The organism is Coleofasciculus sp. C1-SOL-03 (assembly GCF_040220555.1).
Classification (GTDB): domain Bacteria; phylum Cyanobacteriota; class Cyanobacteriia; order Cyanobacteriales; family Coleofasciculaceae; genus Coleofasciculus.
Window position 1 is genome coordinate 48,935 of sequence record NZ_JAVJUO010000069.1, and the last position, 24,002, is coordinate 72,936.

The 24,002-nt window shown below is 46.3% G+C and carries 18 protein-coding genes and 2 pseudogenes; 8 read left to right on the top strand and 12 right to left on the bottom strand.

Going from position 1 to position 24,002, the window contains the following annotated elements; genetic code table 11:
* Window positions 1-222: 222 nt before the first annotated feature.
* Both RIE73_RS11090 and RIE73_RS11095 read right to left on the bottom strand, forming a co-directional pair.
* Window positions 223-642, bottom strand: coding sequence for a hypothetical protein (locus RIE73_RS11090; protein ID WP_446401221.1), 420 nt, complete (start codon window positions 640-642; stop codon window positions 223-225).
* Window positions 643-728: 86 nt separating this feature from the next.
* Window positions 729-2,393: a CTP synthase gene (locus RIE73_RS11095; protein WP_446401222.1), complete on the bottom strand. Its 1,665-nt coding sequence runs from the start codon at window positions 2,391-2,393 to the stop codon at window positions 729-731.
* A gap of 532 nt (window positions 2,394-2,925) precedes the next feature.
* On the opposite strand from RIE73_RS11095, the pseudogene RIE73_RS11100 reads away from it, so the two are divergent.
* The 5 genes and pseudogenes from RIE73_RS11100 to RIE73_RS11120 all read left to right on the top strand — a co-directional run.
* Window positions 2,926-3,123 (top strand): annotated as a pseudogene (locus tag RIE73_RS11100) (pyridoxamine 5'-phosphate oxidase family protein); the annotation flags it as partial.
* Between the two features lie 75 nt (window positions 3,124-3,198).
* Window positions 3,199-4,974 carry an N-acetylmuramoyl-L-alanine amidase gene (locus tag RIE73_RS11105; protein WP_446401223.1) on the top strand — a complete coding sequence of 592 codons (1,776 nt, stop codon included), beginning with the start codon at window positions 3,199-3,201 and terminating at the stop codon, window positions 4,972-4,974.
* A 177-nt stretch (window positions 4,975-5,151) separates the two neighbouring features.
* Window positions 5,152-5,295: a chlorophyll a/b-binding protein gene (locus RIE73_RS11110; protein ID WP_446348063.1), complete on the top strand. Its 144-nt coding sequence runs from the start codon at window positions 5,152-5,154 to the stop codon at window positions 5,293-5,295.
* Window positions 5,296-5,359: 64 nt separating this feature from the next.
* Window positions 5,360-5,503: a chlorophyll a/b-binding protein gene (locus tag RIE73_RS11115; RefSeq protein ID WP_446349046.1), complete on the top strand. Its 144-nt coding sequence runs from the start codon at window positions 5,360-5,362 to the stop codon at window positions 5,501-5,503.
* A gap of 181 nt (window positions 5,504-5,684) precedes the next feature.
* Entirely contained in the window at window positions 5,685-7,022 is a 1,338-nt protein-coding gene (locus RIE73_RS11120; protein ID WP_446401224.1) for a nucleoside recognition domain-containing protein, read from the top strand.
* Window positions 7,023-7,433: 411 nt separating this feature from the next.
* Here RIE73_RS11120 and RIE73_RS11125 read toward each other — a convergent pair whose 3' ends face one another.
* Window positions 7,434-8,123 (bottom strand): hypothetical protein, encoded by a 690-nt coding sequence (locus tag RIE73_RS11125; protein WP_446401225.1) that lies wholly within the window; start codon window positions 8,121-8,123, stop codon window positions 7,434-7,436.
* Window positions 8,124-8,410: 287 nt separating this feature from the next.
* On the opposite strand from RIE73_RS11125, the gene RIE73_RS11130 reads away from it, so the two are divergent.
* Window positions 8,411-9,448 (top strand): alpha/beta fold hydrolase, encoded by a 1,038-nt coding sequence (locus RIE73_RS11130; protein WP_446401226.1) that lies wholly within the window; start codon window positions 8,411-8,413, stop codon window positions 9,446-9,448.
* Between the two features lie 114 nt (window positions 9,449-9,562).
* On the opposite strand, the gene RIE73_RS11135 is transcribed toward RIE73_RS11130, so the two are convergent.
* The 6 genes from RIE73_RS11135 to RIE73_RS11160 form a co-directional block, all read right to left on the bottom strand.
* Window positions 9,563-10,870, bottom strand: coding sequence for a sensor histidine kinase (locus tag RIE73_RS11135; protein WP_446401238.1), 1,308 nt, complete (start codon window positions 10,868-10,870; stop codon window positions 9,563-9,565).
* A 121-nt stretch (window positions 10,871-10,991) separates the two neighbouring features.
* A complete protein-coding gene (locus RIE73_RS11140) occupies window positions 10,992-14,225 on the bottom strand; it encodes a PAS domain S-box protein (RefSeq protein WP_446401227.1) in 3,234 nt (1,077 codons plus the stop codon).
* Between the two features lie 324 nt (window positions 14,226-14,549).
* Window positions 14,550-15,677: a WD40 repeat domain-containing protein gene (locus tag RIE73_RS11145; RefSeq protein WP_446401228.1), complete on the bottom strand. Its 1,128-nt coding sequence runs from the start codon at window positions 15,675-15,677 to the stop codon at window positions 14,550-14,552.
* A 183-nt stretch (window positions 15,678-15,860) separates the two neighbouring features.
* Window positions 15,861-16,286, bottom strand: coding sequence for a heavy metal-responsive transcriptional regulator (locus tag RIE73_RS11150; RefSeq protein ID WP_446401229.1), 426 nt, complete (start codon window positions 16,284-16,286; stop codon window positions 15,861-15,863).
* Between the two features lie 72 nt (window positions 16,287-16,358).
* Complete coding sequence (locus tag RIE73_RS11155; protein ID WP_446401230.1) at window positions 16,359-16,655, bottom strand: hypothetical protein; 297 nt, start codon at window positions 16,653-16,655, stop codon at window positions 16,359-16,361.
* Between the two features lie 345 nt (window positions 16,656-17,000).
* Window positions 17,001-17,171, bottom strand: coding sequence for a hypothetical protein (locus RIE73_RS11160; RefSeq protein WP_446379195.1), 171 nt, complete (start codon window positions 17,169-17,171; stop codon window positions 17,001-17,003).
* Between the two features lie 189 nt (window positions 17,172-17,360).
* Here RIE73_RS11160 and ald point away from each other — a divergent pair, with 189 nt between their 5' ends.
* Window positions 17,361-18,455: an alanine dehydrogenase gene (gene ald, locus RIE73_RS11165; RefSeq protein ID WP_446401231.1), complete on the top strand. Its 1,095-nt coding sequence runs from the start codon at window positions 17,361-17,363 to the stop codon at window positions 18,453-18,455.
* A 121-nt stretch (window positions 18,456-18,576) separates the two neighbouring features.
* On the opposite strand, the gene RIE73_RS11170 is transcribed toward ald, so the two are convergent.
* Window positions 18,577-22,731, bottom strand: a complete 4,155-nt coding sequence (locus tag RIE73_RS11170) for a PAS domain S-box protein (protein WP_446401232.1) — start codon at window positions 22,729-22,731, stop codon at window positions 18,577-18,579.
* A 39-nt stretch (window positions 22,732-22,770) separates the two neighbouring features.
* Between RIE73_RS11170 and RIE73_RS11175 the strand changes: the two genes are divergently transcribed.
* Window positions 22,771-22,983 carry a hypothetical protein gene (locus RIE73_RS11175; RefSeq protein ID WP_446401233.1) on the top strand — a complete coding sequence of 71 codons (213 nt, stop codon included), beginning with the start codon at window positions 22,771-22,773 and terminating at the stop codon, window positions 22,981-22,983.
* A 37-nt stretch (window positions 22,984-23,020) separates the two neighbouring features.
* Here RIE73_RS11175 and bioD read toward each other — a convergent pair whose 3' ends face one another.
* Both bioD and RIE73_RS11185 read right to left on the bottom strand, forming a co-directional pair.
* Complete coding sequence (bioD, locus tag RIE73_RS11180; protein ID WP_446401234.1) at window positions 23,021-23,698, bottom strand: dethiobiotin synthase; 678 nt, start codon at window positions 23,696-23,698, stop codon at window positions 23,021-23,023.
* A 96-nt stretch (window positions 23,699-23,794) separates the two neighbouring features.
* Window positions 23,795-24,002: pseudogene (locus tag RIE73_RS11185) on the bottom strand (RNA-guided endonuclease IscB); the annotation flags it as partial.

Sequence of the window (24,002 nt, forward strand, 5' to 3'; positions counted from 1 at the left end):
TTTGTCATTTGTCATTTGTAAGGGTTTGATATCATGTCCGCCTAAACAGTCATTATTCCCTTGTACCTTGCAACCTTCCTCCTTCCCTTGGAGCCTCCTGCCTTCTGCCTTCTGCCTCTTCCCCACCACAACACTTATTCAGCAGCCCCTATTTATAGCAGTAGACACATCGATTAGGACTTTCGGCATCATTGTTCCAGACGCGCCATGGCGCGTCTGGAACTAGGAAATGACATAACCGGTTTTACGTTTAATATAATCTAGAATTTTTTGATAACTGTCTGGATCAGTTTGCTCATTAATAATAATTGGGATTGAACTATCGGGCAACCAAAAGGTTAACTTGCCACTCGCCGCGTGACAAAAGCTACTGATGCGATTGAGATCAATTACATAGTCACTGCGCTCATATCTAACTTGAATCCAAGAGCCAGCTAGGGAATGAGCACAGACTTGTTTAATATACTCCAAAACTTGATGATACCCCTCTGGGTCACTTTGTTGATTAATAATAATTTGGTGGGCACTATTCGGCAACCAGAAGATAATTTTGCCGTTGGGAGCGCAGGCAAACGCACTGATGCGATCTAAATCGATCACATAATCACTGCGTTCGTAATCAATTTGTATCCAGTACGCCACAAAACCTCCTCAAGCCATTGCGAGCTTTGAGTTATGAGTTGTCGATAATTTTGGTAAACTCATAACTCAAAATTCAAATCTCTAGGTCACGATACCTGCACAGGGGATTGCTGGATCATCGGAGCATTAGTTGGGGGAATTGAAACTTCACCCTGACATTGTTCTATCGCAGCTTGCACAAATCCTTTAAACAAGGGGTGGGGCGCACTCGGTCGAGAGCTAAACTCTGGGTGAAACTGAGTCGCCAGGAAAAATGGATGATCGGGGTATTCAATGATTTCTACTAAGCGACCATCGGGGGATGTCCCACTAATCATATAACCTGTGTCTAAAAGCAGGTTACGATAGGCATTATTAAATTCATAGCGATGTCGGTGACGTTCATAAATCACTTCCTCCCCATAGACTGATGCGGCTAAGGTATTCGGCAGAATCCGACAAGGACACATCCCTAAGCGCATCGTACCACCTAAGTCCACAACATCCTGCTGTTCGGGCAACAAGTTAATCACGGGATTGCGAGCATTGGGTACAAATTCGGCACTATGAGCATCTTCAAGCAGGGCAATATTCTGCGCCCATTCAATCACAGAACACTGCATTCCCAAGCATAAACCCAGGAAGGGAATCTTATGGGTACGGGCATATTCAATTGCTGCTACTTTGCCATCCACACCGCGAATACCAAAGCCTCCCGGAACAATGATAGCGTTGACTCCAGCTAAAAAGTGTTGGGCACCCTCGGTTTCAATATCTTCTGAACTTACCCAACGGATGTTGAATTCACTCCCTAAGGCGATCGCGGCGTGGCGCAAGCTTTCCACAACCGACAGATAAGCGTCACTTAAGCGGATATACTTACCGACAATGGCAATTTCCACCTGATGGATGGGGCGGTGCATGCGTTCCACTAGGGTTTGCCACTGGCTTAAATCCGGTTCCCGTTGGGGGAGTTGTAATAGATCTAAGGTTTGGTTTGCCAGTCCTTCTTGTTCTAGAATCAGGGGGACTTCATAGATGCTATTGGCATCAGGAGAAGTAATTACCGATTCCACAGGCACATCACAGAACTCCGAGAGTTTCTCTTTAATCCCTGGTTGTAGGGCGCGATCGCACCGACAGACTAAAATATCCGGTTGAATCCCAATCGAACGCAGTTCTTTCACCGAATGCTGAGTCGGTTTGGTTTTCATTTCACCTGCTGAAGGAATCCAGGGTAACAGGGTAACGTGCATATACAGCACATTATTGCGCCCCACATCCTTACGGAATTGACGAATCGCTTCCAAAAATGGTAAGGATTCAATATCCCCCACTGTCCCCCCAATTTCGGTAATCACCACATCCGGATTCGTATTTTTCGCCACCCGATGAATCCGTTCCTTAATCTCATTGGTAATATGGGGAATCACCTGCACTGTTCCCCCCATGTAGTCACCGCGACGTTCTTTATTCAGCACCGCCTGATAGATTGATCCGGTGGTGACACTATTGAGGCGGGACATCAGCGTATCCGTAAACCGCTCATAATGTCCCAAGTCTAAATCCGTCTCCGCCCCATCTGCTGTGACAAAGACTTCCCCATGTTGAAAGGGACTCATGGTTCCTGGATCGACGTTAATATAGGGGTCTAGCTTAAGAATCGACACCGAATAATCCCGTGATTTGAGCAATCGTCCTAAGCTAGCAGCAACGATACCCTTACCGATGCTAGATACAACCCCACCTGTTACAAAGACAAATTTAGCCATAGAATTTTTAAGTACTCAGACTTTTCAAGATGCACCCCGTTAATTGTGCCACAGTCTCTTAAGATTGTTGGGGGTCAGGCTAGAGTATGATGCCCTCAATCACTCTCCTGAGTAATCGTCCCCTGACCGATTATTGAAATTGTCCTTACCAACTGCGTACACCCACACCAATGAAACTCGCTGCGCCTGATTTGAGACGTCACCCGTTTCCTCTGGAACATCCTTTCTCTATTGTCCCCATTTACAACTCGTCTGCACGATACCTGATTGGTTTTTGGGCATTCTTTTATCTTTTACGTTAAGCATCCGCTCTCGTCTGGAATGTCCACCCCGAAAGCCTGACGCTTTTATAGCCTTGCTTTTTCCCCAAAGCACTATGAACTCTAGCTGACAATGTATCCAACCCCTCTCCCACTCCACGCTCATCCCTATTCCTACGCTAGACGACTAGCTATCGCTTTCTACGGACAAGGTAACAAATTGTCCGCCTACATTTACAAAAGTTTATTTTTCTTTATCTATCCAGAGGACGATGGCAAAATTTTATTCAGAACTCCCCAAAATTTTACAAAACTTCATTCAAGAACAACGGATTTTTTTTACAGCAACAGCACCGCGACAAGGGCGGATTAATTTATCCCCTAAAGGTATGGATACGTTTCGCTGTCTTAATCCGAAAACCGTCGCTTACCTAGATTTAACAGGTAGTGGCAATGAAACGGCGGCTCATTCGCGAACGCTAACGCACCCTACACCCTATTCCCTGTTCCCTGTTCCCTGTTCCCTGTTCCCTAACAAATGACAAATGAAAACCATCCTAGGATTAGCTGTATTAGCATCAGTTATTGCATCTCCAGCTTGGGCGGAACACCCTCTTTTCCTGACGTATCCGTCTGACAATCATCAAACCACGGCGGAACAAATTTTCCTAATTGGAACAGCACCCCCCACAGGAGACGTGCGGGTCAATGGTCAAGTGATCCCCCGCAGTCCGGCTGGGCATTTTGCGCCGAGTTTTCCCTTGGAATTGGGCAAAAATCGCTTTACTTTGCGCTATCAAAATCAGACCATTCAGATTAATGTAACTCGCGTTGATCCGACTCCAAACGTACCAACCGGGTTAAGTTTTGCCAAGGATTCCCTAACCCCAAACGTGGATATTGCCCGATTACCTGGAGAACTAATCTGTTTTCGTGCGATCGCGCCGCCAAATGCAACTGTTACCGTGAACCTGGCAAATCAAGCGATTCCCTTGATGGCTCAATCCCAGGATGTCCCGTTACCGCCCAATTCCGCCGGATTAATTGACCAAAATCAAGTTGGTATTCAATCAACGAGGGGTGACTATCAAGGCTGTGCAACTACAGAAAACGCGGCAAATTTAGGACAACCAGAATATCAGCTAACCTTGAATGGGAAAACCATAAGTCAAGCTGCACCTGGACAGATTTCAATTCTCAACCCGGTTGAATTAGAGGTGGCTGAGGTAATCGTGGATGCAGGTGTAGCCCGAACCGGACCGAGTACCACCTATTCTCGCCTCACCCCCTTACCTAAAGGCGTCAGGGCGACGGTTACGGGGCGGGAAGGGGAATGGGTACGTTTAGATTATGGGGCTTGGATTAAAGCCGAAGAAGTGCGTATTGTTCCGAATACAGTTCCGCCGACAGCCTTGATTCGTAGTATCCGCGCCCGTCAGATTCCAGGGGCGACAGAGGTGGTGTTTCCCTTAAATACACCTGTACCTGTGACGGTTCAACAAGGCGATCGCACGTTTACGTTAATGCTGCATAACACAACCGCCCAAACTGATGTGATCCGCTTGGATGATGACCCCCTGATTAAACGCTTAGATTGGCAACAAGTGACGCCAACTCAGGTGAACTATACGTTTAACTTGAAAGTTGATCAACAATGGGGGTATGACCTGAGATATGACCAAACTAACCTGATTCTCACCTTACGCCATCCGCCAACTGTTCGCACTCAAAACGTAGCACCCAATTCTGACAATGCTTTACAACCACTAAAAGGAATTAACATCCTTCTTGATCCCGGACACGGGGGTGCAGAATTAGGGGCGAGGGGACCAACGGGTTATCCGGAAAAAGATGTGAATTTGATTGTGTCGAAGTTATTACGTGATCAACTTCAGGAAAAGGGCGCAACGGTATATATGACACGGGAAACAGATCGGGTGGTGTCATTGGGCGATCGCGTAACCATGATTAACCAGATTAAACCTGCGATCGCGCTTTCGATTCATTACAATGCCCTCCCGGATGCAGGTGATGCGATGAATACCAAAGGGGTTGGTATGTTTTGGTATCATCCCCAGGCGCATAGTTTGGCGGTATTTTTGCAGGATTATCTGGTGAACCAGTTAGATCGTCCAGCTTATGGGGTGTTTTGGAATAATCTGGCACTGACTCGCCCTCATACGGCGCCATCAGTGTTATTAGAACTGGGATTCATGATTAATCCAGAGGAATTTGAGTGGATTACGAATCCCCAACAACAGCAGAGATTAGCCCGTGCGATCGCGGATGGGGTAACGGAGTGGTTCCAGAACGCTCAATAGAGAGCCGGATGAGGGGTGTTTTCCCCTGATCCTAGACGTGCCATGGCACGTCTCTACATAAGCAGCATCAATCATCTACATATCATATTGCGTGGCTCATGAATCTAAAGAAATGTTGCAGCTTTAGAAAAATTAAGTTAAATTTTATTACAGAGACAGATACAGGAGACACCACTCATGCAAGAACAAGAAACCAAATTTGGCTTTACCTCCTTCGCTGAAACCTGGAATGGTCGCTTAGCGATGCTGGGCTTCGTCATTGGTATCGCCACCGAATTGCTCACCGGGCAAGGCATTCTCCAGCAAATCGGCTTGATGTAATCCGTCGAGACGGGTCACTAGACAAGGTAAAAACGCACACCAAAGGTATTGAGAGGGAAAAATTATGCAAGAACAAGAAACCAAGTTTGGCTTTACCTCCTTTGCGGAAACCTGGAATGGTCGCTTAGCGATGCTGGGCTTCGTCATTGGTATCGCGACTGAATACCTCACCGGGCAAGGCATTCTCCAACAACTCGGCTTGATGTAGTTAAACAGCGATACCTGACTCCTTCTAACGAAAACGCTTCGTATCCCTACGAACTGACTGAACTGCTGGTAGCCGACAGGCATCTAGAACTGATTATTATAGAGCAATTAAAAGACTGAGGGCTTTTGCCTTCGGTCTTTTGCCGTTATTCTATGAGTTTGTCTATTTACGGTTATTGAGTATGTCCTCCCAACCATCGAGGAAGCCCAGCGCTATCAACATTGTTTTTGTCGGCTTTATTGCTGTCGCTATCCTATTTGCCGGGTATACCGACAAGATGCAAGCCATTACTGACGCCAGTTTTGAATCCGCTAAAACGGCTGTCGAGTTAGCCATTGGTTTGATTGGCGTGATGGCGCTTTGGTTAGGATTAGTGCGGGTTTTGGAAGCCGGAGGGTTGATGTACAATCTGGCAACTCTGCTCAAACCCTTGATGGTGAAACTTTTTCCCGATGTACCCCCCACCCATCCGGCGATGGGGGCGATGATTCTGAATATTTCTGCCAATATGCTGGGGTTGGGGAATGCGGCGACTCCGTTTGGCATTAAGGCGATGGTGGAGTTAAATAAGTTGAATCCGTTTCCGGGAACCGCAACGGATGCGATGTGCTTGTTTTTGGCAATTAATACATCGAGTGTCGCCCTATTCCCTCTGGGTGTCATTGGTGTACGGGCGGCGGCAAATAGTAGTGATCCTGCTGCCATTTGGCTACCGACATTTTTGTCTACGACTTGTTCTACCTTAGTTGGGGTGTTAGTGGCGTTGTTTTTACGCAAACGGAGTCAAGTATCAGATACGCCTGTCGCGGATAGTTCAGGACAAGAAACGGTGCTGCAAACCGAGGATGAGGTTAAACCCGTTGAAGAACCGGATTTTTCCCATTTGTTGTATCCAGCAGGTCTAATTTCTAAGATTATTGCCTGGGGGTTTATTGCTGGATTTCTGTTTTCCATGGTTTATGGAGTAATCACGAACCAAGGGTTAGGGAATTTCTTTGACCAGGATTTTATTTCCTATTGGCTGATTCCGACATTAATCTTATTGATTATCGCCTATGGGGTGGGACGCGGGGTGAAAGTTTATGAAGCAGTGACAGAGGGGGCGGTACAGGGGTTCGAGATTGCGATTCGGATTATTCCGTTTCTAGTCGCTATTTTAGTGGCAATTGGTATGTTTCGGGCGTCGGGGGCGATGGAGGCGCTTTCGACTCTATTAAATCCGATAACGAGTTTAATTGGGATGCCTGCTGAAGTTTTACCGATGGCGTTAATCCGTCCTCTGTCTGGGGGAGGGGCGTTTGGGATTATGAGTGAAATTGTGGAAAGGGCGCCGGATTCCTATAGTGCGTTTTTGGCTTCGACGATGATGGGGAGTACGGAAACAACGTTTTATGTGTTGGCGGTTTATTTTGGCGCTGTTGGCATTACTCGTATCCGTTATGCACTGGTGGCGGCTTTATTGGCAGATGCGACGGGATTAATTATGGCTTGTGTGTTTTCGGCTTTGTTTTGGGGATGAATTGGTCATTCGTCCTTTGTCCTTCATCGGTTGTTTTATGTAGGTTGGCACTGAAATAAGCATTAGGGAATCACCGAAACCTTTGATATACAGTAGGGTGGGCATTGCCCACCAACCTTAAGTCAGTGGCATTCGTTTTATGTAGGGTGGGCAAGAGTTATAAACCCTGAAGTGCTTATATTATCGTTTTTGCTCTTGCCCACCTCCAGGTTAGTTAGAGTTATAAAATTTGGTTTTATTTCTGGATGAACCTTGGGGAAGGGCGGGTTTATTTACATCTGTGTCTACTCGCAACCGATAACTGTAAAACCCGCCCCTACAAATAAACGTGTTATCCAAATTCGCTGTTGTCACCCCCCTTTAAAACTTGGCTACTTTATCTTCTACCCTCTGCCCTGGAGTCTTCTGCCTTCATCTAAGAACTAACTCAGTGTCTAAGGTTAAGTCTAAATCGGTTTCTGGGTAAATCACGAAAACTTCGGCTTGTTCACCTCCACCTAAAAGTAATCCGCCTAATGCGCCTAATCCAGCACCGACTAAAACTTCAATTAAATCAATATCGCCGAATAGTTCTGACAAAATCCCAGCGGCGGCTGCACCAATGGCGGCATTTTTGAGAATATTACTCAAATCGGTTCCGCTATCAATGGTTTCGGTTTCGGTAATTACCGCAGATGTCGCTTCAATCGGTAATTGGCGATTACTGGTTTTCAGGATTAGCTGTTTGGCGATAAACTGAGTTCCGCCTTCTACGGGACGTAATTCTCCTTCAATGTGACTTCCTGCTGGAATTAAAATTGTTCCGGCGGAGGAACGAATCGGCTGGGTAATGGTTAGGGTTACGGGGGCGGTTTCATCGGGGGTAACGACTATTTTTTCCGCTTCCTCAGATTTAACTGCAATGACTGTTCCCGATGGTACACTGACCTGGGTAGAACGAGGGGTGACTGGTGTGGGTTGTGAGGGAAACAGTTGCCCGATACGATAAGGTTGGGGTTTGGCTGTCGCTGGTGCGGCGATGAGGATGGGAAGCGAGGCTGTTGTGGTTATGCCTAGTGCCATCAGGACGGCTAGTTTTGACTGCCAGCGGTAATTTAACATGGAAATAGACCTGCTATAAGACAATGACTATGGAGGAATTTGACTATTTTTTTATTGATAGGTTCCTGATAGTGGTACAGTTGATACCTATTTTTTCAACGCAGAGGACGCAGAGGTTAACGCAGAGGGACGCAGAGTAATTGGGTGTATTTGATGGAAACGTTTATCGTCAAAACAATATATATGAAAATAAGCTGATGTACAGTTAAATTGGGTATTCCCTGTTCCCTGTTCCCCAACAAATGACGAATGACGAATGACGAATGACGAATGACGAATGACGAATAATGGGTATTTTTCCAGCACCTAAATTTAATACGTTTACACTTGAGCGGTTTCAACTGGAATCTGGTGTTGTATTACCTCAGGTAAATTTAGCTTATCGGATTAGTGGTACACCGTCATCACAACCGCCAATTGTTACCTGTACGGCTTTTGCACAAAGTTATTATGATTTGGCTTATCTGCGGGGTGCTAAGTTGGCGTTAGATCCGAAAAGAGATTGGATTATTCATACAGAGTTGTTGGGGAATGGGCGCAGTAGTTCTCCAAGTAATACGTCGCTACCATTTAATGGTGCTAATTTTCCGACAGTAACGATTCGGGATAATGTGAATTTACAATCAGCACTTCTCAATCATCTTGGCGTTAAAGAGATTCGTGCTGTGGTTGGTGCAAGTATGGGGGGACAACAGGCTATTCAATGGGCGGTGAGTTATCCGGATAGGGTAGAAAAAGCTGTGGTTATTGCCGGAAGTTGTCGGGCGACTTGGCATGTTCGTTTATTTCTTAATAGTTTAGCTACCTGTATTCGTTCTGATCCAGCGTTTCAGGAGGGCAATTATAAAGAACCTCCTTTGCTGGGACTGTCACGCATGTCTGAAGCTTGGGCGCCTTGGGCATTTTCGCCAGAGTTTTATTCTTTACAGGTGTATCAAAGGTATCCTGATACCCAGGCAAATTCCTTGGATGAATTTTTGGCGAAGTGGCGTACCCGCTATCATGAAAAAGATGCGAATGACCTATTATGTCATTTTCAGACTTGGGCGGATCATGATGTTAGTTTGACGCCCGGTATGGATGGATCATTAAAGAAGGCATTGGGGAGTATAAAAGCAAAGGTTCTTTTTCTACCCATTCGCACGGATGCCTATTTTGCTGTCGCTGATGTCACCGCAGAAGCTGCACTGATTCCCGATGCTCAACTGATGGTAGTGAACTCAGTCTACGGTCATGCGGCGGCGTTTGGACGAGACAAGGGCGATCGCGCACAGATTAATCAGGCGATCGCGAATTTTCTCCATAATTCCCTTATCTTTAAATAATTACAGCAGTTATGAATCAGGGCGGGTTTTGTTGTTCATTTATTAGTAACAAGCTAGCCTAGTGGCTAAACCCGCCCCTACAATTGTGGCTTGATAAGTGACAGACCATAAGACTTATGACATGGGCAACTCAACCACGAACTCGGTTCCTTGCCTTGGTGCGGAATTAAAAGTTAGGTGTCCTCCATGCTTTTCAACCACAATCTGACGGGCAATCGATAAGCCCAAACCTGTTCCTTTGCCCACAGGTTTGGTGGTAAAAAAGTTATCAAATATAGACTCTTTTACCTGAGTAGACATGCCTATCCCATTATCGCGAATCCGAATCATAACCGTTTCTTTATCGTCCTGAATATCGGTATCAATTTTAATTTTAGGCAGATAATCTTTAGGCAATTCCTCTGACTTATTTCCCTGTAATTCATCTAACGCATCAATCGCATTAGCAATGATATTCATAAAAACTTGATTTAGTTGCCCAGGATAACACTCGATAGGCGGTAATTCGCCATAGTTTTTAATCACCTCGATTGCTGGACGTTTATCATTTGCCTTGAGCCGATGCTTTAAGATTAACAATGTACTCTCAATTCCATCATGGATATTAAAGACTATCTTGGTATGAGCATCCAACCGAGAAAAGGTTCGCAAGGAACTACTGAGCTGAAAGAGACGATCAACTCCCTTTTTCATTGAGGATAAAATACTCGGCAGATCCTCAATTAGATAATCAAGTTCAATCTCCTGACTCTCTTGCTCAATTTCAGTTCCGGGATGGGGAAACTTTTCTTGATACAGGCGCAGCAGGGAAATTAAATCATTCGTATAGTCCTTGGCACAACTGAGATTTCCATTAATAAATCCTACCGGATTGTTAATTTCATGGGCGACGGCGGCTACCAGTTGACCCAACGTTGCCATTTTTTCAATTTGTACAAGCTGAACTTGGGCTTGTTGTAACTCCTGTAAGGTGTGTTTTAATTGGGCGGTTCGTTCTTCAACTCGTTGCTCTAACCCTTGGGTAAGTTGGCGAATCGTCAGTTGATGATCCACACGCGCCAAAACTTCTTCAAATTGGAAAGGTTTGGTAATATAGTCAGCCCCTCCCAAGGTAAAGGCTTTGACTTTATCAAAGACTTCATCTAAGGCGCTAATAAAAATGATCGGAATATCACGAGTAACGGGCGAAGCTTTCAAGGCGGAACAAACCTCATAGCCATTCATGTCAGGCATTTTAATGTCTAACAAAATCAGATCCGGGGTTACTGCTTTTGCTGCCGTTAATGCCATGGCACCGTTGACTGTACTGCGAACTTCATACCCATATCGTGTCAGTGCGGCTTCCAACAGACGTAAGCTATCGGGTGTATCATCAACGATTAAAATAGTTCCTTTTGCGGTCTTTGGCTGATAACTGTTCATAAGCAAGTCGGGTTGCCAAGGGGGAGCAATGTAGAGACGTAGCAGGCTACGTCTGGACGTTGGGAGAGCAAATGACATAAGACAAATAACGAACACAGTCGTTAACTTTAATTTTTCCCACCTACTTAGCCTTTTGCGCTATATCCATAATGACATCACAACGAAAGTTATTAACTAAATCGGTTAAAGATTTTGCTAGTAATGTCTGTTCTGGGGGAATTTGTTCGATCAGCTGAATAATCTGTTTGTTATTAAGCTGGATGGCGGCTTGGTGCAACTGGGTAATCCAATTTGTCGGCATCACGTTTAAATCCTCAGGGCTTAATATCGGTGTCTCAGCATCCGATGAAGGTGGAGTCGCCTCTTCATAGCGATAACGCAGTCCTAAATGTTGTGCCATTTTCTCTAAAATCGCGTCCGTTCGGAAGGGCTTGGCGACAAAATCATCACACCCTGCGTCTAAAATAGCGGTGCGTTCTTCATCAAAGGCGCTAGCGGTTAAGGCAATAATCACGGTTGTTTTTCCCTGAGGATGGGATTTAATCAATTGGGTAGCTTCATACCCATCCATCACCGGCATTCGCATGTCTAACCAAATCAGATGCGGATGCCAACGTTGCCAAATCGCCACAGCGAGTTGACCATTATCGGCTTCTCGCACGTCTAATCCTAAAGATTCCAGAAACTTAACCAGGGGTTTGCGATTTGCCCATTGATCTTCAACCACTAAAATGCGATAGTTGGGTTGGTCGGGAGCGATGCCAATCACCTGTTGACTTAAGGGTTGGCTAGGAATCTGGTCTTGGGGAACGATGCCGATGGGGAGATCAAATTTGATCAAGGTACCTTGACCGGGAGTACTGTGAATGGTAATATCGCCACCCATCAACTGAACAAATCGACGACTAATGGCTAAACCTAGACCCGTTCCCGACTGCGATCGCTGACTGGTTTTGGTTTGCACAAAGGCTTGAAACAAGGTATCCAGTTCATCCGCCGGAATACCAACCCCCGTATCTTCAACTTCAAAAAACAGCCGGGATTGAGTCTCTATGTTCATTGGGGCGGTTGTCGTATCGGATATGTCTTTCACCCGCAAGATCACTTGACCTTGTGAGGTAAATTTGACCGCATTACCGACTAAGTTAATCAAAATCTGCCGCAATTTTCCCTCATCCGCCACGCCATAGCGAGGTACATTTGCCGTGCGCTCCACGATAAGTTGTACCCCTTTAGAGAGGGCTTTCAGGCGCAACATCTCGGCAATGGAATCGATCAAACTGTAGAGATCAACGCTAGTTTCTGAGAGAGAAATTCTTCCCGCCTCAATTTTGGACATATTCAGGACATTATTAATCAAATCCAGTAAATGTTCACCGGAACGGGTAATAATGCCTAAATAATCTTGCTGATCTTGATTGAGAGATGCATCCCTTGCCATAAGTTGAGTAAAGCCCAGAATGGCATTTAGGGGAGTCCGCAGTTCATGACTCATATTTGCCAAGAACTCACTTTTGCCTCGATTCGCGGCTTCTGCTTCATCTAACGCCTGTTGGAGGGCGGCTTCGGTTTGCTTGCGCTGTTGGATATCCTCAACGATGCCAATCATATAATTGGGAGCATCCGTCCACGTCCGCACTAGGGAGACGGAAATATTCACCCATTGCCATTGACCATCTTTGCGGATAAACCGTTTTTCTCTAGAATAGGTAGACCGTTGACCTGCCAATAACTGGGTTAAATCATTAAGTTCTGCGGCTCGGTCATCAGGGTGAGTAATGTCGGGGAAACTAAGCTGTAATAATTCCGACTCTTCGTATCCTACTAAGTCACAAAACCGTTGATTCACTCGAATGAACTGTCTCGATGGTGTCCCTAGGGCAATTCCCACGGCGGCTTGTTCAAAAATTGCCCGGAAACGTTCTTCACTTTCCCGTAAGGCGGCTTCCGCCCGTTGACGTTCAGTGACATCGCGCAAACAAATCTCAAAAACCGATTCACCTTCCCATTCGGTTTCAACTACACTCATTTCGGCAAAGCTGAGTTGTCCATCCGGGCGGATAATTCCCAATTCCGTGGTTTGATTCACGCCAACGGGCAGTCCGAAGTTATAGTTAAGTAACTTCTCCATGTCCTGATTTAAGAGGTTGGCGGCAGCGGGATTGGTAAAGCGGACTTGACCTTGGCGATCAACAATCATAATCCCGTCGGAGGTACTGGTAACAACGGCGTTGAGTCTGGCTTCACTGTGGCGCAGGCGTGCTTCGGTTAATTTGCAATCAGTGATATCTCGCCCTACCGCCTGGAATTCCAGTAATCGACCTTGCTGATCAAAAATAGCGCGATCGCTCCATTGTTGCCAGCGGATTTCACCACTCTCTAAAATGACACGGTGTTCGACTATATCCACGGGATTGTCTGGAGTCAACCCAGCGATACAGTCTTCTAACAGGGTTTGATCATCGGGGTGAATCAGGGGAACAAAGTGGTATCCGATCAGTTCTTCGGGCGTTTTGTTGAAATAGCGACAATAGACTTCGTTAACAAAGGTGAGTCTGCCCTCGGCATTGTAACGACAAATGAGTTCGCTTTGATCCTCAACAATGGAATGGTAGTGGGATTGAGTATGTTGTAATTGCTTCTGTTGTTGTGCTACTGTTTGCTCCAGGGTTCGTGAATGGTTTTCCAGGTGTTCGTAGGCTTGGGCATTTTTTAGTGCTGATGCAGCTTGGACGCACAGGAGTTGGATAATCGCCATGCGATCGCCCGCAAAAGCGTCTCGGGTTTGATTATTTTCTAGGTAAAGAATACCAATTCCCTGGTCACCAACGGTTAACGGCGCACATAATACACTCAGTTGGGGACGTGTTGATGGTTGATTGTTGACCCTTTGCTGCGTTCTAGGACATGGGTTGTACGGGTGGGTTTCGTTACTCAACCCAACCTTATCTGCCCGGTTCAGTGCGATCGTTGACCATCGTTTAACATCTGTCGTATCATCTGAGACAACCAAAATATCTGGATGATGCCAAACATATTCAACCAGGGTTAGGGAAATCTCCGGGCTGGATTCGATAGGAGTCAGGGGCAAAATGGTTGGGTTCATATTCCTTACCCCCCTAGCGGCTATGACCAAACCCTGCGGCTGAGGCAAAATCAGGGTAACGCTTTGAGCATCTGTCATCTCAAAGGCTATCCGAATTAAGGTTGAGAGCAATGGCTGTAGTCTAATTTCTCCAGAGATGGCTTGGCATAATTCAATCACCGTCGCCATGGATAGACTATCGGAATTATCAATAAAACAAGAGACCAAGGTTTTAGGGGTGAATTTTTTGACATCAAAATGGATGAACAAAAGCAACTTCGCTCGCTCATTACAGGCTTATTTCTGAAGGAAAACGAATTTTGCTTGACTTTTTCCGCTTACTGTTTTATGGTTAACAGACCCTTGGACGATTGGTGATTGCGTCTTCTGTGAGCGCCGTTTGTTCCGGTTGATTAGCTAGTCCGGCGATAGGTTCCCCACGCTGTAATTTTTTTTCAGCGTAGGATGAGTCATCAGCTTTTCTTTGCCAAAGATTAATTTGGCTTTATATTAAGTTTAGCTTTCATGCTTTTGTTCTCCAGTCTATACTAGATTTCCTTGAAGTAACCAAGTAAGGGCTTGGGAACCAAGCCCCTACTGAGAACGTTGTGCCAATTCCTCACCGCTTACCAGAGGAATTTGCCAAACCATGATTTGCCGATCAAATCCGCCTGTCGCCAGAAGCGTACCATCAGGGCTAAAGGCAACGGAATGCACCCAATCTTCGTGGGCTGTCAGTAATGCCAACAGTTCCCCTGTCCTTAAATTCCATAGTCGCACCCCGTCACGGCTGGCGCTGGCTAGGGTTTCACCATCAGGGTTAATCGCCAAAGCCCAAACTCGCCCAGTATGTCCGGAAAGAGTTTGTGCTAATTGCCCTGTTCTCAGATTCCAGACTTTAATCGTGCGATCATAACTACCACTGACTAAAGTTTGTCCATCGGGTGTAAACGCCAAGGCATTCACAGAACCGCGATGGGCGCGAATCTGATTGAGTGATTGTCCTGTGTTTAAGTTCCAAAGTTTTATGGAGCCAAACTTATGACCACTTGCCAAAATATCTCCATCCGGGTGAATGGCTAGCCCATAGGTTTGGTTATCAAAACGCGCTAAGGTGTAAATTCGACGTTGTTTGGTTAAATCCCAGAGTCGAATTCCATCTAAAGCTCCGGTGACTAAGGTACGACCATCGGGCGTGATTGCCAAGGATAAGACATTGCTGGTATGATTGCGAAACTGATGGATATAATCTCCGGTTCTCCAGTTCCAGAGATTAACCGCAGAATCTGTACCCGAACTGACTAAGGTTTCTCCATCGGGTGATAAGCCCAAGACAGATACTGAAGTGCGTTGCGCTCGTAGGCTATCAATTTCCCGACCTGTTTTTAGCTGCCAGAATTTAATTTTGCCATCGTTACGACTACCGCCGCTAATTAAAATTGTTCCATCTAGACTAAAGAATAAGGAATCAACGGCTGTGTTATGACCTGTAAAGGTGTAGATTCGTCGCGGATTCCTCCAGGTTTCAGGTGAGGAAAGGGGTTGAGGTGGAGAGAATTCAGGATTTGGCGAATCGAAGGGGGTAGGAGGCGTTGGTTGGACGGGATTTTCCGGACTGGGTGGTACAACGGGTACAGGTAAAGGCTGACTTATTGCCTTATGGCTTATAGTCGCCAAACCGATCATCACTCCGATTAAAACTGTCCTTATGTCATTTGTCATTCGTCATTTGTCATTCGTCATTCGTCCTAAATTATCGCACTTCAAACTTGGAATGGGGCGGGTTTAGTTCCATCGGGGTGAGGTCAAAAACGATAATCGTGAAACCCGCCCCTACACACGCGCCAGGTACTTTTATAGCCCAGCGTTGAGTCCAGACTCGCCATGGTACATCTGGACAATTATTCATTGAATGTTGGGGCAGATAGTTTGAGCGACGCGATCGCGCGGTGGTTGCTCTTGCCATCCTGAGAGTAAGCCGATCAGCTCTGATTTGAGCAGTTCTAGGGCTTGAATTTGCTGGTTAATTTCTTCGACTTTATGCAGCAAATGTTGTTTCACTGCACCACAGGGTAACTCGCCGGAGTCGTGAATGTCGAGGATTTTGTGGATTTCACTCAGGCTGAGTCCCAGGGATTGCGATCGCTTAATAAAGGCTAACCGATTCAGGGTTTGCTCGGTAAACAGGCGATAACCGGATTCGGAACGGGTTGTGGTTGGTGTCAGTAACCCCACTTCTTCGTAATAGCGAATCGTTTTTACCGACAACCCAGTTTGATTGGCAACTTCGCCAATTTTATACAATCGCTCTAATGTTGCTTTGTGTGTCATTCCCGCCAATTCGCCTTCCTATCTCGCCCTGAGTTTCCGATCAATTACACCCGACGTGCAGCTATCCAAGCATCAGCGATGGGGATGACGCTTGCTGGTACTGAGCATTGGTAAGGGGGGACGGGAAGGACTTGATGGCAGATAATGAGGAGTTACGGGTTGTTCAGCCAGTTCGGTTTGGCGACGTTGGCTTTGCCACCAGCGGATACCAACGGCTAACATGACCATCATTAACCCAAAGGTTAGCAGCGACCAGCGTTCGCCAACTCCACCAATGACAGCATCAACAGCGCCGACTGTGACAATAAAGCTAGAAATTGGTTCTTTGCGGTAGGCTAGCTTCCAGAATCGAGGTCCTAAGGCATTCATCACGGTTTACTATTTATCTCTATTCCACGTCAGTGCTTAATCTACTTCTAGGGTATCCGATTAATCGACAGATTAACCGACAACCGCTTATTCTTTACCACTAATCCTCTATAGTCGCAATCAGTACAGCGACTGACTTAATCTATTTGCTAGGGGCGGAGGAGGGCGGGTTTTGTTCGTCAGTTATTGGCGGGTAAGCTAGCTTCAGTGGCTAAACCCGCCCCTACAGGCTAAATTGCCCCGACAATTGACGTGAGACGTTTGACTTGTTCAGAACCGCTCACTGGGTTATGCCCAGGGACGCTTTCGGGAGCAAAATACTCTCACTGCCATAGAGTCACAGTATTATTGCAAACCTAGCCAACTGAGCAGTCCTTGACCTGTAGCATATTCAATCGCCAGGGTCAAGACAAAGCCAATCATTGCGGCTCGACCATTCAAGCGTTCAGCATATTCATTGAAACCGAACTTGGGTTCGGCAAGTTGGGGAGTGGTTGTGGGTTGGGGTTGTGTCATGGTTGCCAAGTCTGGTGTAATGATTCAGTTATATTTCTTTACTAAGTTTAACATTTAAAAAAGCAGGAACAGAATGGGTGCCGGTTAAGTGATACCAATGTCCACAACAGTGTTGTGCGATCGCCCAAGGGGTATAAGCTTAGTCCTTATGGCACAACGTCTGAAAACTGCAATACATAAAGGAAAACGATGGAAATCGGTGTACCCAAAGAGACAAAAGATCAAGAATTTCGAGTTGGCTTGAGTCCTAGTAGTGTTCGCGTCTTACAGGAAGCTGGACATCAGGTTTGGATTGAAACCCAGGCGGGGGCGGGGGCTGGCTTTACCGATGAAGACTATCAGCATAGTGGCGCTAAGATTGTCGCTACAGCAGCCGAGGCGTGGAATCGGGAATTGGTGGTTAAGGTGAAAGAACCGCTAACGTCGGAGTATCCATATTTACAGAAAGACCAATTACTATTTACCTACCTGCATTTGGCGGCGGATCGCCCATTGACTGAGAGTTTAATCGATAGTGGTGTTTGTGCGATCGCCTATGAAACCGTGGAACTTCCGGATCGCCGTCTCCCCTTGCTGACACCAATGAGCATTATTGCAGGTCGGCTTTCTGTCCAATTTGGCGCTCGATTCTTGGAACGCCAACAAGGGGGACGCGGGGTGCTTTTGGGGGGTGTCCCTGGAGTGAGACGCGGTAACGTAGTGATTCTTGGGGGTGGCGTTGTCGGTACAGAAGCGGCGAAAATTGCCGTAGGAATGGGTGCTCAGGTTCAGATTTTGGATATTAATATTGAACGTCTCGCCTACTTAGAAACCCTGTTTGGTTCCAGGGTTGAACTCCTTTACAGTAATTCAGCTCAGATTGAAGCCGTTGTTCCCCAAGCAGATTTGCTGATTGGGGCGGTGTTAGTTCCAGGGCGTCGGGCGCCGATTCTTGTCCCGCGCGGATTGGTGCAACAAATGCATCCGGGTGCGGTAATTGTTGATGTGGCGGTGGATCAGGGGGGATGTATTGAAACCGTGAAATCCACCTCACACACGAATCCCACCTATATCGATGAAGGGGTGGTGCATTACGGTGTCCCCAATATGCCCGGTGCTGTACCCTGGAGTTCGACGCAAGCCCTGAATAACAGTACGTTACCTTATGTTCTCAAGTTAGCCAATGAAGGGATAAAAGCTGTCGCCTCAGATGTGGCGTTGGCGAAGGGGGTAAATGTCCAGAATAATCAGTTAGTTCATCCGGCGGTGCAGGAGGTGTTTCCGGATTTAAGTAACGTTAACTGAATCGGCAAGAAGTCTCCCGTCATAATCTTTGATTGATCAGCTTGCTCACGGTATGATCGTTTCAGGTTAGAAAACAGGTCATACCGTTTTGGCAATGCCAAGCTGCTCCTACCCACCTTGGCTAGAGCGCCGATCCAGTAATCACGCGATCGCGCCCTTGGGCTTTGGCTTGGTAAAGCGCCCGATCCGCCGTCGCAATTAGTTCCTCCGCCGTGGAACCATGTTCCGCAAACGCCGCCACACCCACAGAAATCGCGATCGTGTCTAAGGGTTGATTGTGATACTCGATCTGCAACCCCTTAACATCTTGGCGAATTTGCTCCGCCCGTTGCTTAGTATCAGCCAGTGAAGCATCTGGCAAAATCAGAATTAACTCCTCACCCCCATAACGGCAGGCAATATCCGACGCCCGAATACTTCGTTGCAAAAATAAGCCTAATTCTCGTAACACAACATCTCCGGCTTCATGACCAAAGGTGTCGTTAAAATGCTTAAAATGATCAATATCTACCATAATAATTCCCATCGGTTGTTGATGACGTTGCGCTCGATGAATTTCCCGCTCTAGAGACTCTTCCATATAACGCCGATTAAATAGTCCAGTCAGTGCATCTCGAATACTTTGTTGAGACAGGGTTTCCCGTAATTTTAAATTGGCTAACGACAGAGCTAAATGTTCAGCCACCGTTAGGGCTAACCGTTGTTTTGCCTCGGTCAATTGTCCCGATTGTGGCGAACTAATATATAAAATTCCTAACGCTTTTCCCTGTGCCATCATTGGCACACAAAAGGATTCTAGGGGAGAAATATCTGAGTGAATATGGGGACAACGTAAACCAGATTGTTGTTGAGTTACCCAATGGGGACGTCCCCGACGTAATGCCCAACATGCCTTCGGCGAAAATAGCGTCTGACTCGCCAAAGCGGTTCCCCACGTTGCCATAGCTTCCACCCAATTTTCCGACGGATTAATCGCGAAGACGCCACCGGAACTCCCCGGAAATAGGGGAGCCACTAATGTCGCGATCGCCTGATATGCCTCGTCAACCGTCAAACAGGCTTGGAGAAAGTCACTCAATTCCCCAAGTAACACCATTTCTCGGTTGCGGCTTCCCAGTTCATTCACCCGCCCTTTCAGTTGCTCATTCAGCTGCTGTAACGTCGCTTGTGCCTGTTTGCGATCGCTGATATCTTGCACTACGGCAATATAAGACTTGGGTTCACCTTGACTATCCCGGATCAGCGACCCACTTAAATTCACCCAAACCTCAGATCCATCTTTACGACGATAGCGTTTTTCACGGGAGAACGTATCAATTTCTCCTGCCAATAACTGATGTAGACAAGTGAGTTCCTGGTCAACATCATCGGGGTGAGTAATATCTTTGCACGTCTTATTTTGCAGTTCCTCTGCACTATACTGCACTACGTCGATAAACTTTTGATTGAACCACAGAAACTGACCTGATAACGTCGCTTGGACAATACCGACAGCCACTTGATTGAACATACTCCGGAAACGTTTCTCACTTTCTCGCAACGCTTCCTCGGCTTGTTTGCGTTCTGTTATATCCCGATTACTCGCTCGTGTGCCTAACCAACGCCCCTCAGAACTGTGTACAGATTGGCAGATATGAGAAATCCAACGTAATTCTCCAGTTTTCGTGAGAATGCGAAAATCGATCCCTGACACCCTCTGAGTTACGCCAGTGGCACACCCATGCTGAATAAATTTGTCTCGATCTTCTGGATAAATAATCGACTCCAATAAACTGGCATCCTGGAAAAATTCATCGGCACTATACCCGGTAATCCGTTCACAGGAAGGAGACATATAGAGAAACTGACCTTCTGGATTCAGCCAATATTCCCAGTCATACGTAAAGTTTGCAACTGTCCGGAATCGTTCTTCGCTTTGTCGCAGTTCTTCCTCTGCCTTGACTCGCTCGGTAACATTATCAATCGCAAATACGACACCCTTTAATTGACCTACTTTGTTAAATAAGGATGTTCCGTTAATCGACAGTAATACTTGGCTACCATCCTTTCGTTCAATAGTATACTGTAAGTCATTAACCGTCTGATTGGTTTTCAACAAATGCCAGAACGGTAACTGTTTATGATTATTTAAATTTCCTGGCTCATCCTGATAATGCCACGTCAGCTTATCTTGAGACTCTGGGCAACTATCTTTTGATTGGAGACCTAAAATCTGTTCCGCTTGATGATTAATTAGCATAATTTGTCCCTGCGGATTCACCCAAATGATCCCCACCGGGCTGGTTTCCATTACCCGGGATAATAAATCAAACTCCTGCTGTAATGCGGCTTCTATCCCTTCACGTTCCTGAATTTCTTGTTCGAGTTGAACCGTGCGCTGTTGTACCCGACTTTCGAGTTCCTGATTTAACTGACATAATTCAGCTTCAGCTTGTTCACGGGCAAGGCGGGTGCGTAGTGCTTCGATACCGGAGGCTAAATCATTGGCTAATTCTTTCAATAACTGTACCTCTTCCGGCGTAAATGATTTGGAGTTTACCGCATAGATAGTCAACACACCCAACGGCTGCTCTTGAACCTGTAATGGTAGAATAATCAACGCCCCATACCCTTGTTGTAAGGCCTGCGATCGCCAGGGTGTAAACTTCGGATCAGTTTGAATATGGCGACAAACTATCGGTTGTCCAGTTTGCCAAATTTGATTAATCGGAGACTCTCCTGAGGATGGATTGACCCCAGGCATCACCAATTGTCTTAGATACGGGGTATTATCAGAATTATTAAACCCAGCCACAGGTTGTACCGTTAGGGATGTATCCTCAGTTGTCAAGTTCACCCAAGCCGCCTGATAACCCCCAACCTCCACGATCAACCGACAAATGTTCTGGAATAACTCAGATTCCTGGGTTGCATTTATCAAGATTCGGTGTGATTCACTGAGGGTTTTGAGAATACGGTTTAAATTTTTCAGAATTCCTTGCGCTTGTTGGCACTCCCTCAATTCCAAGGGTATCACTGGCTCCCAAGAATTCCCGATTTCATCGTCGGCGTTTTGAGTAACCAGAGGTGTCATGGCGTATCTTTCGGGGTGGGTTTCACGATTATCGTTGTTGATCACCCTGATGTTACTAAATCCGCCCTTATCTTCCCTATCTTCCCTATCTTCCCTATCTTCCCTATCTTCCCTATCTTCCCTATCTTCCCTATCTTCCCTATCTTCCCTATCTTCCCTATCTTCCCTATCTTCCCTATCTTCCCTATCTTCCCTATCTTTTTCATCTCCCTGATCATTTCGTCGCAGATGTCGATTTTCAGCTTGGAGTGAGGCAATGATTTGACGCTGTTGACTCAGTTGCTGCTGTAAGTCTTGAATAACCTGATACAACTGGGCTGGGTCAAGAGTTTGTAGAATACTGGTTTGAGTCACCATACCCAACAGTTCTCCTTGATGACGACAGACTCCTAATTGCTGCACTCGCCACTGCTGCATTTTCTGATGAGTTGTCCATAACGACTCGTCTGGATTCACACATAGTAGGGGAAAACTCATCAGCGTATGAGCTGGTAAGTTTAAATCGAGTCCCAATGCCTTAAATTGGACAATATCTCGTTCAGTAATGATGCCAATGGGGAATAATAATGGTCTTGACTCGACTGAGATTGATGACACCATCTGCTCAGAACGATTCGGATATTGTTGTTCGCCAATGACTACATAATTAACGCCATAATCTGCTATCCGTTGCGCTACGGTTAGCACCGAGGTTGTGGGAGAAACGTTAATGATTTTAGGTGTCATTACTTCTGCGACTCGACGCCTTTTCAACAGTTCAGTGGATGGCAGAACGTGGTGCAGACTTTCAGGTGTAACAACTCCTACCAATTGATTATTCTCATTGACAATGGGTAAATGACGAATACCATGGCACTCGAATAAATTCAGCATTTTGAAACCATCCCGCAACTCGGATTGCTTCAGCGTGATTACCGGCTGAGTCATCACGTCAGCTACACGAAGCCTTTCTAGGCGGCTTCCCGCCGCGACAATTTGAACTAAATCCCGCTCTGTTATCACTCCAACTAACTGCTCGCCTTCTGTGACAAAGACACAGTCCCCACACGTTCCATCACCATGACTTGAACCGCACAATCCTTTCCCATCGGGGAATGGGAAGACATGAGTTCCTGGATTGAGAAGTGCGATGACATCGCTCAGACAGGTGTCTGGTGTAACCGTTAGCGGATAGCGGTCAATCGCAGACGTTAAGGTGATCATTGGTCATTTTACTCGTCATTTCTTAGGGGTGATTCGCCATTGTCTGGACTCGGATGCCTGAGATTTTTAGATCAAGTTAAGCGGCTTGATCATGGATTGATTCAGGTAATAGATCCTGGAGATGACCCAGGAAATTATTGGGAATGGGTGATTACCACAGAAAACGTAGTCGGTGGTTCTCTAATTTTCCTGGAAATTCGCCATGATGTTGATATACCTGTTACAGAACTTCAGGTATTTCCACAGATTTGATTCACTTTTTCAAACAGCACCAGGATTTTCGGTTCAATCAGAACAATTGCTCTATTTCTAACTCAGATGCCACTTGAGCCAGTTTGCTCAGATCAGTGGGATCACTTAAGTGAGGCAGGATGCCTAAGATGGGAACTTGACTCAGCGATTGCATCAACTCAATCGGAGTCCAATCAGCAATGTCTTGTGCTGAACGAGGCTGCACACAATTGAGGACAATTCCTTTGAGGAGAACGCCCGACTGACGTGCTAATGCCACGGTTGCCACGGTTTGTGCGATCGCGCCCAGCGCCACAGGCACCACAATGACACTCGGTAATTTCCAATCTCTGGCGATATCCGCCACGGTTAACTCATGGGTTACAGGTGAACCCAGTCCCCCTAGTCCTTCTACTAAAACAACATCCCGTTGCTGCTGGAGGCGATTCAATGCCTGCCAGACTCCTTTTAATTCTATCGATCGTCCTTCCCGTTCCGCCGCGACTGGTGGGGCGACAGGGTGGCTAAATTGTAACGGGGCAATCTCTTGAGGGGTTTGATCCAGGTTGAATTGCTGGTGATAATGTTCCCAATCCCCGGTTCCCGTTTGCATCGGCTTGAAAATTCCCAGACGTTTTTGCGGATAATAGGTTTGCCAATAAGCGGCGAGAGCCGTGGTTAATACCGTTTTACCCGCATCGGTATTTGTACCCGTAATTAGTAATGTTTGGGTCATTGGTCATTGGTCATTGGTTTGAATTGGATCTAAGGGTTAGAAGCTGTTTGCTATTTTCTGGACACATCTAGACATTTCTTCCCGTTTGGGTACTTTTCACGCATAGCTGTAGCCGTCCTTTCGATGAATTGGTTTTTCTACATATTCTAGTTTGATGCCAATCCGTTTTTTGCCAGTTGTCGGATAGATCTCACCTCTGCCGTTGCTGTATGGGCAAAGTCGAGCAACATAAGTTCCTGTGTTCACACCTTTTGGGATGACCGTTTTCACGATGTCGCCAGTACAGAAGCCATGAATCGGACGC